The organism is Prodigiosinella confusarubida, assembly GCF_002847015.1.
In the GTDB taxonomy this organism is placed as follows: Bacteria; Pseudomonadota; Gammaproteobacteria; order Enterobacterales; family Enterobacteriaceae; genus Prodigiosinella; species Prodigiosinella aquatilis.
The window spans coordinates 4,167,749-4,183,697 of record NZ_CP025085.1 but is presented as its reverse complement, the minus strand read 5'-3'; the positions used below and the strand labels follow the sequence as shown (position 1 = coordinate 4,183,697).

Below are 15,949 nucleotides of genomic sequence, written 5' to 3'. Positions count from 1 at the left end.
TGGTGATAATGTGCACATGGCGGCGGCGATAATGGCGCGATTGTAAAGGCGCAGGCGCGCCTTTTTGCATTCAGTCTTGATAGTTATAAATTCCCGACGGCAATATCAATTGTGCTGCCACTTCCGCTGCTTTCTTTTTTCCCAATAGTAGATCAATCAACTTTAGTGCGAAGTCCATGCTGGTACCTGGTCCTTGGCTGGTCAGTAGATTGACACGAGGATCGAAAACCACGCGTTTATCCACCCATTTATCTATGCCGATTTGCGCCTTCAGGGTCGGATATCCGGTCATGTTCCCCATCGGGAAGATCTGGTGATATTCCAATACCACTGCAGGAGAGGCGCAGATTGCTGCGATAATTTTCCCTTCCTGGTGTGTCTGACGAATTCGTTCAATCAGTAACGGATTATCGCGGAAGCATTCTGCACCCTGCATTCCTCCCGGAAGAACAATAGCATCGAATTCCTGGTCGACGACAGCAACCAGCGGCGCATCCGCCATCAGTCTGACACCACGGGAACAGATAATTTCAAGATGACCATCACTCGCCACACTGGCGGTGATCACCCGTATACCGGCCCTTATCAATAGATCGATAGTGGTGACAGCTTCCGTTTCCTCGCTACCAGGTGCCAGACATACCAGTACCGATGCGCTCATAGTCACTCTCCTCTCGCTTAATATATTCGAACAAACGGCTATTTTCCGGCAATGACAATCCATGAACGCGAGCGCGCTTCAACAGATAACCCGTGATGTAATCAATTTCAGTGTGTTTTTGTGCCAATACGTCTTGTAGCATGGAGGATGTATTGTCTGCCGTATTCTGAATAATCTGGTTTATATAGAGTAGCAGGCTTTCGGTTGAAGTATGGAATCCTTCACGTTCCATCACCAGTGCAATTTCTTGACAAAGAGATTGTAGTAATTGTGGGTAGGCCCGTAATTCACCATTGGTACAGTGGTGTACGACAGTAAGCGGGTTGATGACACAGTTTGCCGCCAGTTTCAGCCAGCAGGTAACGGTAATATTGTTATGCCAGGCAACATCTGGCAGGGCATGGTGCAGTATTTCTGCAAAGTGGCTTTGCGTATCAACGCCATTTATTGAACCAATATGTGTTATCCCAGCGGCCATATGTACAACGGTGGTGGGATCGCGGCGTGCGGCGTGGGTTGTCACACCAAGCAATACAGGTTGCTTAAGCGTCGGCAGCTCTTCACGGGCACCCATGCCATTATGCAACAGCAGAATAGTACAGTTGGGATCAAGCCGTGAGATCAGGCTGGTCACAGCATCAGAAACTTGCCATGCCTTGAGTGTTACCAGCAATAATTCGCTTTGTGCCAGATGTTCAACATCGTTTGCAGTCAGATTCAGATTACAGTGTTGCCCATTCAGCATCATGACATTCACTGGACAAAACGGTTGTGGGATACGTAACCATCCCTGTACGTCATGGCCCTGCCGATGTAAAGCTGCGAGCCATAGTTGTCCGATTGCACCGCAACCAAGAACGGTAATTTTCATGCATATCTCCCTTTATAAAGGCGGGAACTCTCGTTCTTGTTTAGGCCTATAATAGGCTGTTCCCCTTACCAGTAGCCTAGAACAGACTAATAAGCTGTGATTGTAGAATAAAGTCTAACCACAATAATCCTCGTGTTGCCTCGCATTTTGTTTATGAGATGGGAACGGTTATTATGCTCGGCAGCGATTTTGTCAGGAGAGAAAATTATGCCATCTTTCGATATAGTTTCGGAAATTGATATGCAGGAAACGCGCAACGCTGTAGAAAATGCCACACGTGAACTCGGTACCCGTTGGGATTTTCGTAATATTCCTGCCAGCTTTGATCTAAATGAGAAAGCACAAACGATCAAGATCACTAGTGAGTCTGATTTTCAGGTAAAACAGTTGGTAGACATTTTGCGGGAGAAACTGTCCAAACGCGGGATCGACGGTGGCGCACTGGAAATCCCAGAGGAAATGGAACGTAGCGGCAAGACGTATAGTGTTGAGGCAAAACTGAAACAAGGTATCGAAACGGCGTTGGCGAAAAAACTCGTCAAGCTGATCAAGGACAGCAAGCTTAAAGTACAGGCACAAATTCAGGGTGAGCAAGTTAGGATAACAGGCAAATCCCGTGATGATTTGCAAAGCGTTATTACGTTGGTGCGTGGTGCTGAATTAGGGCAACCGTTTCAATTCAGCAATTTCCGTGATTAGTAATAAAAGACCTGAGCGATAATGCCTGTCCGTTGAGAAAAACATACCTGGGGGAACATCATGTTCGACGTTCCCCCGAGAGCTCAACGTGATGATTTCCATGACAACACTACGGCGTTATCAGCATTGACTCAGCAACTGTTCCAGTTTTTGCCTACTGGTTTTTTTATTATCGATTTTTACATAGGCACTGTACTCGTCCGGAACGATGACGACATCGGCAACGCCAGGAGCCGTACGTAGTTTCTGAGCCAGCGCATTATCCTGTAGGGCAAGATCCGATAAGGTAAGTCTTAAGCTGCTGAGATACGGTGGCTCTTGCATAGTGAAACTCACTAGTAGCCATGCTATACCCACTACGGCCCCTGCACCAAACACCAGCGGTGCACCGTGCAAATCAAACAGAGCCCCGCCCATACTTCCGCCGATGGCAACGCCAATAAACTGTGTTGTGGAGTAAACGCCCATCGCCGTACCTTTATAACTGGCAGGAGACTCTTTACTGATCAACGATGGTAGTAATGCTTCCATGACATTAAAGCCCAGGAAGAATAACTGAATCCCGAAAATGATGTACCACAGCCGATGGCCCGAAATGAATAACACCAGCTCAGCGGTAATAAGTATCAGGATACAAATGATAAATACCTGTTTCATGCGACGCTTGACTTCGGCATAAATGACGATGGGAATGATTGCAGCAAAGGCAATAAGCATGGTTCCCAGGTAGACTTTCCAGTGATTCTGCGGTGCTAAACCAGCCTGTTCCATTATTCGAGGTAACGCGACAAAACTCGACATCAGCAGAATATGCAAACACATAATACCGGCATTCAGTTTCAGCAGGCGGCTATTCGTCAATACTTTGCTGAAGTTGCCACGGACAATAGCGGATTCTCGATTAAGAATATGCGTTGACGAGGTGGGAATTAATATCAATGTGATGATAATCGCCAGACCGGATAATACTGCAATCCCCCAGAATAGGGCATGTAGCCCCAGAACGTGCGTCACGATAGGACCAATAACCATCGCAATGGCGAAAGTAATGCCAAAGCTGATACCAATAAAAGCCATTGCTTTTGTTCGGTTTTGTTCACGTGTCAAATCAGAAAGCAGCGCCATCACCGCCGCAGAGATAGCCCCGGAACCTTGCATTGCACGGCCGAGAATAATTCCCCATATTGAACTGCTGAGAGCTGCGACAACACTCCCCAGAGCAAATACAAGCAATCCACCAACAATCAGTGGTTTACGGCCAATACGATCTGACATAAGGCCCAACGGAATTTGAAATATTGCCTGCATCAGGCCATAAATTCCGATCGCAATACCAATAAGAGATTCATTGGCACCCTGCAAGGCCATACCGTAGGTGGTCAAAACCGGAAGAACCATGAACATGCCAAGCATGCGCAGAGAAAATACTGCGCCAAGTCCCCATGTCGCACGCAATTCTGTAGGTGTCATTCTATTGTCGTTCATTAATACCTCTAGCTATCAGTCAGCGCTATTTTAGTTCGCTAAGCGTCAACCCGTAAACGACAGCTTTGTTAACTGATATGTGATTGGTTATGACGGCAGGAGAGTGTAAAAAAACAGACGAGCATTCTCGTCTGTTATAGTGTGGAATGATCGATCAGTGCAGGTAGGTGAGTAATGCTTCTTGTGCCGGAGCGATGGAGTCTACGGACATCATGATGCTTAATGAAGTAATCGCCACAATAGAGAACACAAATAATTTTCGCGCCCATACCCGGTCATTAGTGGGTTTTTTATAACCGGAAAGTGCCATTCCCAGCCACCACACGCTGACAGCCGCAGCAACAATTAAATACTTATAACCCGCATAACCGCCGATAGACAGCATCAGCGTGGCAATCATGAATGCCAGAATGTAGAGCGTGATATGATTTTTAGCGACCGAGATACCTTTTACCACCGGTAACACGGGAATATTGGCTGCCTGATAATCTTTAAAACGGAAAATAGCTATGGCATAGGAATGTGGCATCTGCCAAAGACTGAAAATCAGTAACAGGATAAAGGCGCCCGCATCAAACTGATTGCTGACTGCACAATAACCAATTACCGGAGGCGCAGCCCCGGATAAACTGCCAACCAATGTGCCGTAGACAGAATGCCGTTTCATATAAAGACTATATATGCCGACATAAACCACAAAACCCATCACTGCCAACCACATGGCCAGTGGATTTGCTGCGATGTACAGTAGTGCAAAACCAGCAATACCTAACAGAGACGCGTAAACCAGAGTTACCTTCAGTGGAATAAGTCCCTTAACCAGCACTCTGTTCTTGGTTCTCTCCATTTTTTTGTCGATGTCACGATCGATTACGTTGTTAAAGACACAACCTGATGCGACAACCAGTGACACACCAATCAGCGTCGCAGTAAACAAGGGATAATCAATGACCCCCTTGGCTGCCAGTAAAAAACCGCCAATAACAGAAATTAGATTACCAAAAATAATTCCTGGTTTGGTGACCTGCAGGTATTGCTTAATCATCATTTACGGCTCTGTTACTGAAGCATCATGTTGTAGTGTGTGCTCCACATGATCCATATGGAACCCGTTACCACAATTCCGATAATCAGGACGGTGAAGACAAGTGCTACCACATTCCAGCGTCCTTCCGAAGACGTGTTCAGATGCAGGAAATACACTAAATGCACCAGGATCTGGATTATCGCGCAACCTACTACGGTAAGAATAACGGTACTATTGGACGCTGAGCCAGTCATCACCATGGAGAAGGGAATGACAGTGAGGATAATCGATAATATAAAACCTATCAGATACGATTTTACGCTGCCGTGACTGGCGCCTGCATGATCGTATGTTGAATGACTCATTACATCGCCCCCATCAGGTAAACAACGGTGAAGACACAAATCCATACCACATCAAGGAAGTGCCAGAACAGGCTGAGACACATCAGCCGTGTTTGATTTGTAGCAGTCAGACCACGGCGAGATACCTGAATCATCATGATGATGATCCAAATCAGGCCGGACGTCACATGAATACCGTGAGTTCCCACCAATGCAAAGAAGGCGGACAGGAAAGCACTACGATCCGGGCCAAATCCTTCGGCAATCAGGTGATGGAATTCGTAAACTTCCATCATAATAAACACGAGACCGCACAGAAACGTCAGTGCTAGCCATGTGGTCACCTGTGATTTTTTGCCCTTGTTCATGGCAACGATAGCCATGCCGTAAGTAATACTACTGAAAAGCAACGCGAAGGTTTCAACCAGAACGAATGGCAGCTCGAAAATATCTTTTCCTGTCGGGCCACCCGCTACGCCATTCACCAGTACTGAATACGTTGCGAACAGACACGCAAACAAAATACAGTCGCTCATCAGGTAGATCCAGAAGCCGAATACTTTGATCGCTCCTGTATCATGATGCCCATGCTCAACATGGGCTGCATTATGGTTAGTCAGAGTTTCAGTGGACATTTTTCGCGCCTGCCTTGCTGATTTGATCGAAATGCTGATTCTCGATGTGCTCAATTTCTTTAACTGGAACGTAGTAATCAACATCCTCGTTAAAGCTATGTATGATCCAGGTCGAAATCATGCCGACGAAACAGATAATCGCCATCCACCAGATATCCCATATCATGGCGAAACCAAACACCAGGCCAAACGCCGCGATGATTACTCCGGCACCAGTATTTTTAGGCATATGAATTTCTTCATATTTCGCTGGTTTACGATAAGCATCACCTTTCTCTTTGATTTCCCAAAAGGCATCGCGTTCATTAACGTGTGGAACAATGGCAAAGTTATAGAACGGCGGTGGGGAGGATGTCGACCATTCCAGTGTGCGTGCATCCCATGGGTCACCCGTCAGATCGCGGTTCAGATGGCGATCGCGGATACTGACAGTGAACTGGATTATCTGGCATAAAATACCGAGCGCAATTAATCCGGCACCAGCTGATGCCACTACCAACAACGGATGGAATTCCGGGTTGATGTGTTGACTCAGACGACGGGTCATTCCCATGAAACCTAATGCATATAGCGGCATAAAGGCGACAAAGAAACCAATGATCCAGAACCAGAAAGCACGTTTGCCCCAGGTTTCGTTCAATGTGAAACCGAAGGCTTTCGGGAACCAATACGTGATACCTGCGAAGCAGCCAAATACCACACCACCAATGATCACGTTGTGAAAATGAGCAATCAGGAACAAGCTGTTATGCAACACAAAATTGGCACCGGGAACCGCCAGCAGTACACCTGTCATGCCGCCAATAGTGAAGGTGATAATGAAACCGATAGTCCACAACATTGAAGAGTGAGGCTGGATGCGTCCCTGATACATGGTAAACAACCAGTTAAATATTTTAACCCCGGTTGGGATCGAAATAATCATGGTCGCTATGCCGAAGAAAGCATTAACGTTTGCACCGGATCCCATTGTAAAGAAGTGGTGCAACCAGACAATGAAAGACAAAATGGTAATGGCAATTGTTGCCCAAACCAGGGAAGTATACCCAAACAGACGTTTTTTACAGAATGTCGCTACTACTTCGGAATAAACACCAAATACCGGCAGTATCAGAATGTAAACTTCTGGATGTCCCCACGCCCATATCAGGTTGATGTACATCATCATATTGCCACCCATATCGTTAGTGAAGAAATGGGTGCCAAGGTAACGATCAAGCGTCAGTAATGCGATAGTAACCGTCAGGATCGGAAACGCAGCAATGATCAATATGTTGGTACACAATGCTGTCCAAGTGAAAACCGGCATTTTCATCAGGCTCATGCCTGGTGCGCGCATTTTCATAATCGTGGCGAAGAAGTTCACCCCGGTCAGCGTGGTACCTATGCCGGATATCTGTAGACTCCATATCCAGTAATCGACACCTACGCCAGGACTGTACTCCTTACCTGAAAGGGGAGGGTAGGCTACCCAGCCAGTTTGTGCGAACTCGCCAACCCCGAGTGAAATGTTAACCAGAATCACACCAGCCACAAAAAACCAGAAACTGAGCGAGTTCAGGAAGGGGAAGGCAACGTCACGGGCACCGATTTGCAGCGGAACGGCAAGGTTCATCAAACCCACGACGAAAGGCGTTGCCACGAAGAAAATCATGATAACGCCGTGTGCGGTAAAAATCTGGTCATAGTGGTGAGGAGGCAGGAACCCAGCTTCACCAGCAGAGGCCAGTGTCTGCTGAGTACGCATCATGATGGCATCAGCAAAACCGCGCAGCATCATGACAAAAGCGACAATAATGTACATTATGCCGATTTTTTTGTGGTCAACAGAGGTAAACCATTCCGACCACAGCCATTTCCATTTACCGAAATAGGTGATAGCGGACAACAGCGCTAATCCACCCAGAATGATCGCTGCGACGGTGACCATGACGATTGGTTCATGGTATGGAATCGCATCAAGAGTTAATTTTCCGAACATCGTATTATCCCTCGGTTCCTCAATGAGAGGAGTGCTCGCTCATGTTCATGTTTTCATGGTTTGGCGTGTCATCTTTTTTAGATGCGCTTTCATCATGGTGTTGCATGATCATGTCGTTGCCAGTGAATTTTTTGATGATCTGACGGAACAGATCCGGTTGTACTTGCGAGAAGTATTCCACTGGATGGTACTCGCTCGGCTGCGCCAGTTTGTCAAACTCATCCATATTACTCAGTGTATGGGATGATTTACGGACGTTATCGACCCATTGATCAAATGCTTCTCGGGTGGGTGTGGCGATAGCGGTAAATTTCATTCCAGAAAATCCTTTTCCGCTATAACTGCCTGAAATTCCTTTATACTTCCCGGGTTCATTTGCGATCAAATGTAACTTTGTCTGCATCCCAGCCATTGAGTAGATCTGTCCGCCAAGACGAGGAATAAAGAAGGAATTCATCACTGAATCCGACGTAATCCTAAACGAAACAGGTACGTTTGTCGGAAAAGCGAGTTCGTTTACACTGGCGATACCCAATTTGGGGTAAATGAACAGCCACTTCCAGTCAAGGGAAACGACTTGAACAGTGATAGGTTCGACATCAGAATCCAGTGGCTTGTATGGATCAAGCGAATGGGTTGTCTTCCAGGTAATGGTAGCCAGGATCACAACAATGATAATTGGCACTGTCCAGACTACGGCTTCGATTTTATTGGAGTGGGACCAGTTTGGCGTATATTTCGCCTTCTCATTGGACGCACGGAACTTCCAGGCAAAAGTGATCGTCATAACGATCACGGGGATAACGACGATCAACATTAAGCCAAGGGCTGTCAGTATCAACGAACGTTGTTCTAAGCCGATCTGTCCTTTGGGGTTCATTAGTGCCATATCACAACCACTAAGTAGTAAAGTGGTTGCAAATAAAGACAACATCCCAAAAATTTTATTGTATTTCTTGAGTCTCATCTAGCGACCTCAATTACAAGGGCTCTATTGTCATTTACGCGAGCGGGCATTTTACGGGAAGGTTGCCGCACTGTAAACATTATTAAGGGTATGTCGCTCTTTTGTTGCTGAGATTTGCTCTGTTTGTCACATATGCAACCTATTATGAAAAATTATTTTAAAAACAGTAAGTAACATATTTTAAAAGAAAATATGGATTCATGCTAAAAAATACAATTGACTCTGTGGATTAATTTTGCAGATGTAATGCATAACACTGAATGGTGTACCGTCATAATAAAAAAATAGTTGAAATAATTACTACAGTAGCAAAATTAATTTTTTTCTTCTTTTATCCTGACAGAAAGAAAATAATTCAACGAAGTGATTAAATACTCATTAGTGCTTTATTTCCATGTTTCATCGATGCAGTAAACAAGTTTACAAACGGCGTAACGATAGGTAATCCAGTAGGCCGCCTAGAAGAATACCGGATATTGCCAATGTCATTCCCAGTAGCAACATGCCATCAAAGACGCTAGTGGCGTGAAACCACGCCAGTCGATGAAGTATCCATAAGGCCGCACCACCCACCACGACTACACAACCGATGAAAAACATCCTTACCGCAGCAGTATAAAATTTTGGATACGAATCCCGTGGCATGAAGGTGTCATTTATTTGTGTATATTCAAGGGTGCGTCGGCATAACAGTAGCAGTAGTAATCCAGGAATAGAGATAAAAATAGAGAACAGATAAAACCATCCCCAGCCATAGTATTCGACGAACCACCCTGATATTGGACCGACATATACACGCCCTATCGCTGAAATCGCTGATAGTAACGCGAATTGTGTTGCGGAAAATGACTTGTTACAAAGCGTCATCAGTAAGGCTACAAACGCCGCCGTCCCCATACCACCACAAATATTTTCCAGAAAAACGGCACTGGCCATCGTTAGCATATGCCGTTCAGTGATCGCGAGAAACCAGTATCCGGCATTGGACACCGCCTGAAGAATGCCAAATATCATTAACGCTCTGAATAGAGACCAACGCTGCATCAGCAGGCCACCGTAGAGTGCGCCTACGATGGTGGCAAACAGCCCCAGCGTTTTGTTCACTAGTCCGACATCACCTGGATTGAAACCCACACCACGAATGAGAAATGTGGTGCTGAGACTGGCAGCAAAAGCGTCGCCGAGCTTGTACAGAACGATCAATATCAACACAAGCCAGGCATTATTACGGCCAAAAAAGTCTTTCAATGGTGCAACAATCGCCTGCTCCATATTGTGTGGTGCTGGCTTATTGTCTGGTTCAGGGGCGAATACGGTAGCGATAACACAAAGCAGCATTAATCCAGCCATGAGCCAGTAGGTAAGATGCCATCCTAAAAATCGGTCGGCTACCCATAATGCCAGACCTCCCGATACCAACATGGCCAAACGATAGCCCAATACGGATATTGCTGCGCCACTACCCCGTTCCTGGGCGGGTAACAGATCCGTTTTGTAAGCGTCGAAAACAATATCTTGCGAGGCCGAACAGAAGGCGACGAAAATGGCCAATGTGGCAAGCAACCATAAATCGCTTGATGGTGTGAGCATGCCCATGTACGCAATGGAAACTACCAGAGCAAGTTGAGTTAGTAGAAGCCACCCTCGACGGCGTCCGGCAAAAGGTGGCGTGTAACGATCCATCAACGGGGACCAGAGAAACTTAAAAACGTAGGCTTGACCGACCAGTGAAAAAAAACCTATCGTTTTCAGATCGATATTTTCCACTGTCATCCATGCCTGAAGCGTACCCGACGTTAATGCCAGTGGTAGTCCGGAAGCGAATCCCAACACCAGCAGAAAAATGGCATTACGTTGACTTAACAGTGCGAAAATACGACTTAACATGAGAGATCCTTTCCCTTGTCCTGAACGGTTTTATCAGGACAAGGGAAGCGGAATGAACAGTTAATGGGAATTGGTCTTGATAAAACTGCTTATGCTGGTGTCTTGTGCCATATCGTTAATGACATCACCTAACACCTGATTAACTGCTTTGGTTATTTTGTCATTGGTGGCGGTCAGTACGCCTTGAACATCATAAGTAGCGCGATAGTTTTTTACTTGTTTATTACCATTTGTTGCTTGAGCGATGATAGAAACATCCGCACGAGTAGTGATGCTATAGCGCAGGTCGCCTTCAGTGACATCGGCGTACAGCTTATTAACAACGATCTGCAATGCTACTGGGCCACCGGTACCAATCATATAACCACGGGCCGCCATTTGTTTTTCCAGGGCTTCCTGTAACAGAAAGCGCAGATCGCGGGAAGCCTTTAGGGTAACCAGTTGACCATCACGGTTAACTTTGGCCAAGGCTTGATCAGTTCGCTGATCAACACCATTGATACTAATTGTTATCCCCATCAATGTAGGATCCTGCGAAGGAAGCGTAATCTTGGGAGTAATCTCAAGCGTATTACTTTTGCTCGCGCATCCTGCGAGTATGAGTGCGGCGAACAGGGGTAAAATGAATTTTTTTAACATGCGTATTTTCTCAGTAATGATTAGGGGCGTTAGCTGATAAACATTCCTGCCATCATATCATTGCCATTAATAAGGGAAAGAGCTGAGAGTGGTTAATATCATCCGAATGCTCTCTTTTTCGGGCTAATCCAGATGTTTGATTTTTTACTATAAACTGATGGCGTAATACACGCTGGCGGTGCGCGCGTTTTTTTGTTACTTATCACTTGAGTAAAGCTATTCATATCAGTGAAAACACCGCTAATATTGGATTGAACAGAGAGTTTATAACATGATGAAAACACCGATAGATATTGCTCCTTTCCCTAAGATCTAAAAGGGTAATTGTATGATTCGTGAGAATATTGAAGCTAAATTACGCTCCTCATTTGCACCAGAGCACCTTGAAGTGATCAATGAAAGCTATCGCCACAACGTACCTGCTGGTTCTGAAAGCCATTTCAAAGTTGTCGTGGTCAGTGAGCATTTTTCCGGTGAGAAGGTGATCAGTCGCCACCGTGCAATTTATGGTGTATTAGCCGAAGAGTTGGCGGATTCGGTGCATGCGCTGGCATTGCATACTTATACCCCAAAAGAGTGGAATGACCTGAAAAATGCAGTGCCTTCTTCTCCACCTTGTGGTGGCGCAGGGCTGACAATTTAGACCTTCAGGCACGCTTTTCGAGAGTGCACGGATGCCATGGTGCGAAAAGTGTGAATCTCCTTCTCTAATAGAGTGGTTACTCTCCTCGACTCATTCTATCTATATCGCTATAATGCTGCGTCTTATTTTCCGGAATGTATTCGGGACGCTTCTGACTAAAGGGAACAGGGCTCTGGTAAAGTAGCCATCCTGGTTCTGTTAGGCTGTGATCAGCAGAACATCTACTGAGATGTTCTTCATGAGAATGGCCCTTGGGGTTGACCGAGCACTGTGATTTTTTGAGGTAACAAGATGCAAGTTTCTGTTGAAACCACTCAAGGCCTTGGGCGCCGCGTAACGATTACCGTTGCTGCTGATAGTATCGAGACTGCTGTTAAGAACGAACTGATCAGTGTGTCTAAAAAGGTTCGTATCGACGGCTTTCGTAAAGGCAAAGTGCCAATGAACATCGTTGCTCAGCGTTATGGTGCATCCGTGCGTCAGGATGTGCTGGGCGATTTGATGCAGCGTCATTTTGTTGACGCCATCATCAAAGAAAAAGTTAATCCTGCTGGTGCTCCGAACTATGTTCCGGGTGAATATCAGGAAGGTGTTGATTTCACTTACTCTGTGGAGTTTGAAGTTTATCCGGATGTGGAGCTGAAAGGTCTGGATACAATTGAAGTCGAAAAACCGCTGGTTGAAGTGACTGATGCTGATGTTGACATCATGCTGGAAACGTTACGTAAACAGCAGGCAACATGGAAAGAAACTGATCGCGCAGCCTCGGCAGAAGATCGTGTAACTATCGATTTCACCGGTTCTGTCGACGGTGAGGTGTTTGAAGGTGGTAAAGCGTCCGATTTTGTACTGGCAATGGGTCAGAATCGTATGATCCCTGGCTTTGAAGATGGTGTTGTGGGCCATAAAGCCGGTGAAGAATTCACGATTGATGTAAATTTCCCTGAAGATTACCATGCTGAAAACCTGAAAGGTAAAGCGGCCAAGTTTGCTATTGTGCTGAAAAAGGTTGAAGAGCGTGAATTGCCAGAATTGACGGCTGAATTCATCGAACGTTTTGGTGTTGAAGACGGTTCTGTTGACGGCCTGCGTGCCGAAGTACGTAAAAACATGGAACGTGAACTGAAAAGTGCTATACGTAACCGTTTGAAATCACAGGTTATCGATGGGCTAGTGGCAGCGAATGAAATCGATGTCCCTGCTGCGCTGACTGATGGTGAAATTGATGTTCTCCGTCGCCAGGCCGCACAGCGTTTCGGTGGCGATGAAAAGCAGGCGTTGGAATTGCCACGCGAGTTGTTTGAAGAACAAGCCAAACGCCGTGTGGTTGTTGGGCTGTTGTTAGGTGAAGTTATTAGTGTCAACGAATTGAAAGTGGATGACGCTCGCGTTAATACACTAATTGCAGAAATGGCTTCTGCTTATGAAGATCCAAAAGAAGTTATTGATTTCTACAAGAAAAATAAAGAAATGATGAACAATATGCGCAATGTCGCTTTGGAAGAACAGGCTGTTGAAATGCTGCTATCCAAGGCGAAAGTGGTTGAAAAAGTTGTCAGCTTTAATGAGCTGATGAACCAGACCACTGCCGCATAATAACGATTCCCCTCGGGGAAGCGTTGAATCAGGTAGAGCCCGCAGTCTTGCCGCTGTGGGCTTTTTTCTACCCAGCTACCTACGGTCGTTGATATGAAATCCCCGGCTAACGCTACCGAATTTGCACTATCATTAGTGATGAAGCCTGTTTTCATAACGATAAGGCTTTAATCAAGATTAATCACTGGTGTAAGCTTGAAAACGGATGCAGGATACCCCAATTGATTAGCAACAGTACATGTCGCACCGTCAGGGATTCCGATTGGTTTTGTTGTGTTAAAGGGATTGGCGAACTGGATGCCTGAGCATGGTCTTCACTCTATATCTCAAGTAGAATCAGGCGATATACGCCGAATGTATTTATCTAGGAGACATTAATGTCATACAGTGGCGAACAAGAAACACAAGCTCCACATATGGCTCTGGTGCCGATGGTGGTTGAGCAGACTTCACGTGGAGAACGTTCTTACGATATTTATTCACGATTACTGAAGGAACGTGTGATTTTCCTGACTGGTCAGGTAGAAGATCACATGGCAAACCTGATTGTGGCTCAGATGCTGTTTTTGGAAGCCGAAAATCCTGAAAAGGACATCTACCTGTATATTAACTCTCCAGGCGGGGTCATTACTGCCGGTATGTCGATTTATGACACCATGCAGTTTATTAAACCGGATGTTAGTACCATTTGTATGGGGCAAGCTGCATCGATGGGGGCATTCCTGTTGACGGCTGGTGCCAAAGGCAAGCGTTTCTGTTTACCTAACTCACGGGTGATGATTCATCAGCCGTTGGGCGGATTTCAGGGACAGGCCACAGATATTGAAATCCATGCCACAGAAATCCTTAAAGTGAAAGCAAGGATGAATAAATTAATGGCCACTCATACGGGACGGTCTCTTGAATCGATAGAAAGAGATACTGAGCGAGATCGTTTCCTCTCCGCTAATGAAGCGGTAGACTACGGTCTGGTAGATTCCGTATTAACCCATCGTGAGTAATGTTAATGTTATGCGCGGGGGAGTGGTTTGTAGTAGTTAGAATCAGTGTTCGGCCGAATAGTCTGTTGTGCGAGTCGTTGTTGCGCGTATTGGCTAGAAATGTCGGTGATCGCTGTGACGCTATCGCTGTATGGTTGTCCTGCGGGCAAGAGACTAAAGAAGAGGTTTACTGATGACAGATAAGCGCAAAGACGGTTCAGGAAAGTTGCTGTACTGCTCTTTCTGCGGCAAAAGCCAGCACGAGGTTCGTAAGCTGATTGCCGGGCCGTCAGTGTATATCTGCGATGAATGTGTTGACTTGTGTAACGACATTATTCGCGAAGAGATTAAAGAGGTGGCCCCGCATCGTGAACGTAGTGCGCTACCAACGCCACACGAAATTCGTCACCACCTGGATGATTATGTCATCGGTCAGGAACCGGCGAAAAAAGTACTGGCAGTCGCGGTATACAACCACTACAAGCGCTTACGGAACGGTGACAGTAAGAATGGTATTGAGCTGGGTAAGAGTAACATTCTGCTGATTGGCCCAACCGGTAGCGGTAAAACGCTATTGGCAGAAACGCTGGCACGTTTTCTGGATGTCCCCTTCACCATGGCGGATGCTACTACGCTTACCGAAGCCGGTTACGTAGGTGAAGATGTCGAAAATATTATCCAGAAACTGCTGCAAAAATGTGATTACGATGTACAGAAGGCACAGCGTGGTATTGTCTATATTGACGAAATTGACAAAATTTCTCGTAAATCAGACAACCCTTCTATCACTCGTGATGTCTCGGGTGAAGGGGTTCAACAGGCGTTGTTGAAACTGATTGAAGGCACTATTGCAGCGGTTCCTCCTCAGGGGGGTCGTAAACACCCTCAACAGGAATTTTTACAGGTGGATACGTCTAAAATTCTGTTTATCTGCGGCGGTGCTTTTGCTGGTCTGGACAAGGTTATTGAACAGCGTACCGATACTGGGCGTGGCATCGGTTTTGGTGCCACAGTCAAAGGTCCGTCACAGAAAGTGACGGAAGGTGAGCTGCTAAGCCAGGTTGAACCGGGTGATCTAATCAAGTTTGGTTTGATTCCTGAGTTTATTGGCCGTTTGCCTGTTGTCGCGACATTGAAAGAGTTAGATGAGAAGGCGCTGATCCAGATTTTGCGTGAACCGAAAAATGCTTTGACCAAACAGTATCAGGCATTGTTTAAACTGGAGGGTGTGGATCTGGAGTTTCGTGATGAAGCACTGACAGCAATTGCCAAGAAAGCAATGGCTCGTAAAACAGGAGCACGTGGTCTTCGTTCCATCGTTGAAGCTGCTTTGCTGGATACCATGTACGATCTGCCTTCTCTGGAAAATATTGATAAAGTTGTGATCGATGAATCAGTCATCGCTGACCAATCTGAACCACTGCTGATTTATGGTAAACCGGAAGCTCAGCAGGCATCTGGCGAATAAATAGCCGAAAAAATGAAACTAAGCGATAAAATGGGGGGGGTTATCCCCCCCATTCGTTTTTACGCG

Annotated in this window: 15 protein-coding genes; 5 read left to right on the top strand and 10 right to left on the bottom strand. The window is 46.0% G+C overall.

What is annotated here, in order from left to right; all coding sequences use genetic code 11:
• Positions 1-70: 70 nt before the first annotated feature.
• Together yajL and panE are read right to left on the bottom strand one after the other, a co-directional pair.
• The gene (gene yajL, locus CWC46_RS19020) at positions 71-661 is read right to left on the bottom strand and encodes a protein deglycase YajL (RefSeq protein ID WP_021014962.1); all 591 of its coding nucleotides are present in this window, start codon (positions 659-661) and stop codon (positions 71-73) included.
• Complete coding sequence (gene panE, locus CWC46_RS19015) at positions 624-1,532, bottom strand: 2-dehydropantoate 2-reductase (protein ID WP_021014963.1); 909 nt, start codon at positions 1,530-1,532, stop codon at positions 624-626. The genes yajL and panE overlap by 38 nt, the downstream gene beginning before the upstream one ends.
• Before the next feature lie 207 nt (positions 1,533-1,739).
• Here panE and CWC46_RS19010 point away from each other — a divergent pair, with 207 nt between their 5' ends.
• Positions 1,740-2,231 carry a YajQ family cyclic di-GMP-binding protein gene (locus tag CWC46_RS19010; RefSeq protein ID WP_021014964.1) on the top strand — a complete coding sequence of 164 codons (492 nt, stop codon included), beginning with the start codon at positions 1,740-1,742 and terminating at the stop codon, positions 2,229-2,231.
• 120 nt (positions 2,232-2,351) lie between these two features.
• On the opposite strand, the gene CWC46_RS19005 is transcribed toward CWC46_RS19010, so the two are convergent.
• The 8 genes from CWC46_RS19005 to CWC46_RS18970 all read right to left on the bottom strand — a co-directional run bounded on the left by CWC46_RS19005 (position 2,352) and on the right by CWC46_RS18970 (position 11,196).
• Positions 2,352-3,716 (bottom strand): MFS transporter, encoded by a 1,365-nt coding sequence (locus CWC46_RS19005; RefSeq protein WP_021014965.1) that lies wholly within the window; start codon positions 3,714-3,716, stop codon positions 2,352-2,354.
• 154 nt (positions 3,717-3,870) lie between these two features.
• A complete protein-coding gene (gene cyoE, locus CWC46_RS19000) occupies positions 3,871-4,761 on the bottom strand; it encodes a heme o synthase (RefSeq protein WP_021014966.1) in 891 nt (296 codons plus the stop codon).
• 14 nt (positions 4,762-4,775) lie between these two features.
• Positions 4,776-5,108, bottom strand: coding sequence for a cytochrome o ubiquinol oxidase subunit IV (locus CWC46_RS18995; RefSeq protein ID WP_021014967.1), 333 nt, complete (start codon positions 5,106-5,108; stop codon positions 4,776-4,778).
• Positions 5,108-5,722, bottom strand: a complete 615-nt coding sequence (locus tag CWC46_RS18990) for a cytochrome o ubiquinol oxidase subunit III (RefSeq protein WP_021014968.1) — start codon at positions 5,720-5,722, stop codon at positions 5,108-5,110. The genes CWC46_RS18995 and CWC46_RS18990 overlap by 1 nt, the downstream gene beginning before the upstream one ends.
• Positions 5,712-7,703, bottom strand: a complete 1,992-nt coding sequence (cyoB, locus tag CWC46_RS18985; protein ID WP_021014969.1) for a cytochrome o ubiquinol oxidase subunit I — start codon at positions 7,701-7,703, stop codon at positions 5,712-5,714. Before cyoB ends, CWC46_RS18990 begins: the two co-directional genes overlap by 11 nt.
• A gap of 19 nt (positions 7,704-7,722) precedes the next feature.
• Entirely contained in the window at positions 7,723-8,670 is a 948-nt protein-coding gene (gene cyoA, locus CWC46_RS18980) for a cytochrome o ubiquinol oxidase subunit II (RefSeq protein WP_021014970.1), read from the bottom strand.
• 420 nt (positions 8,671-9,090) lie between these two features.
• Positions 9,091-10,557 carry a muropeptide MFS transporter AmpG gene (gene ampG / locus CWC46_RS18975; protein WP_021014971.1) on the bottom strand — a complete coding sequence of 489 codons (1,467 nt, stop codon included), beginning with the start codon at positions 10,555-10,557 and terminating at the stop codon, positions 9,091-9,093.
• Positions 10,558-10,617: 60 nt separating this feature from the next.
• A complete protein-coding gene (locus CWC46_RS18970; protein ID WP_021014972.1) occupies positions 10,618-11,196 on the bottom strand; it encodes a lipoprotein in 579 nt (192 codons plus the stop codon).
• A 328-nt stretch (positions 11,197-11,524) separates the two neighbouring features.
• Between CWC46_RS18970 and bolA the strand changes: the two genes are divergently transcribed.
• The 4 genes from bolA to clpX all read left to right on the top strand — a co-directional run bounded on the left by bolA (position 11,525) and on the right by clpX (position 15,883).
• Positions 11,525-11,839, top strand: a complete 315-nt coding sequence (bolA, locus tag CWC46_RS18965; protein ID WP_021014973.1) for a transcriptional regulator BolA — start codon at positions 11,525-11,527, stop codon at positions 11,837-11,839.
• Positions 11,840-12,130: 291 nt separating this feature from the next.
• Entirely contained in the window at positions 12,131-13,435 is a 1,305-nt protein-coding gene (tig, locus tag CWC46_RS18960) for a trigger factor (protein WP_021014974.1), read from the top strand.
• Positions 13,436-13,812: 377 nt separating this feature from the next.
• Entirely contained in the window at positions 13,813-14,436 is a 624-nt protein-coding gene (gene clpP / locus CWC46_RS18955; RefSeq protein ID WP_021014975.1) for an ATP-dependent Clp endopeptidase proteolytic subunit ClpP, read from the top strand.
• A 172-nt stretch (positions 14,437-14,608) separates the two neighbouring features.
• The gene (gene clpX, locus CWC46_RS18950; protein WP_021014977.1) at positions 14,609-15,883 is read left to right on the top strand and encodes an ATP-dependent protease ATP-binding subunit ClpX; all 1,275 of its coding nucleotides are present in this window, start codon (positions 14,609-14,611) and stop codon (positions 15,881-15,883) included.
• Positions 15,884-15,949: the final 66 nt, after the last annotated feature.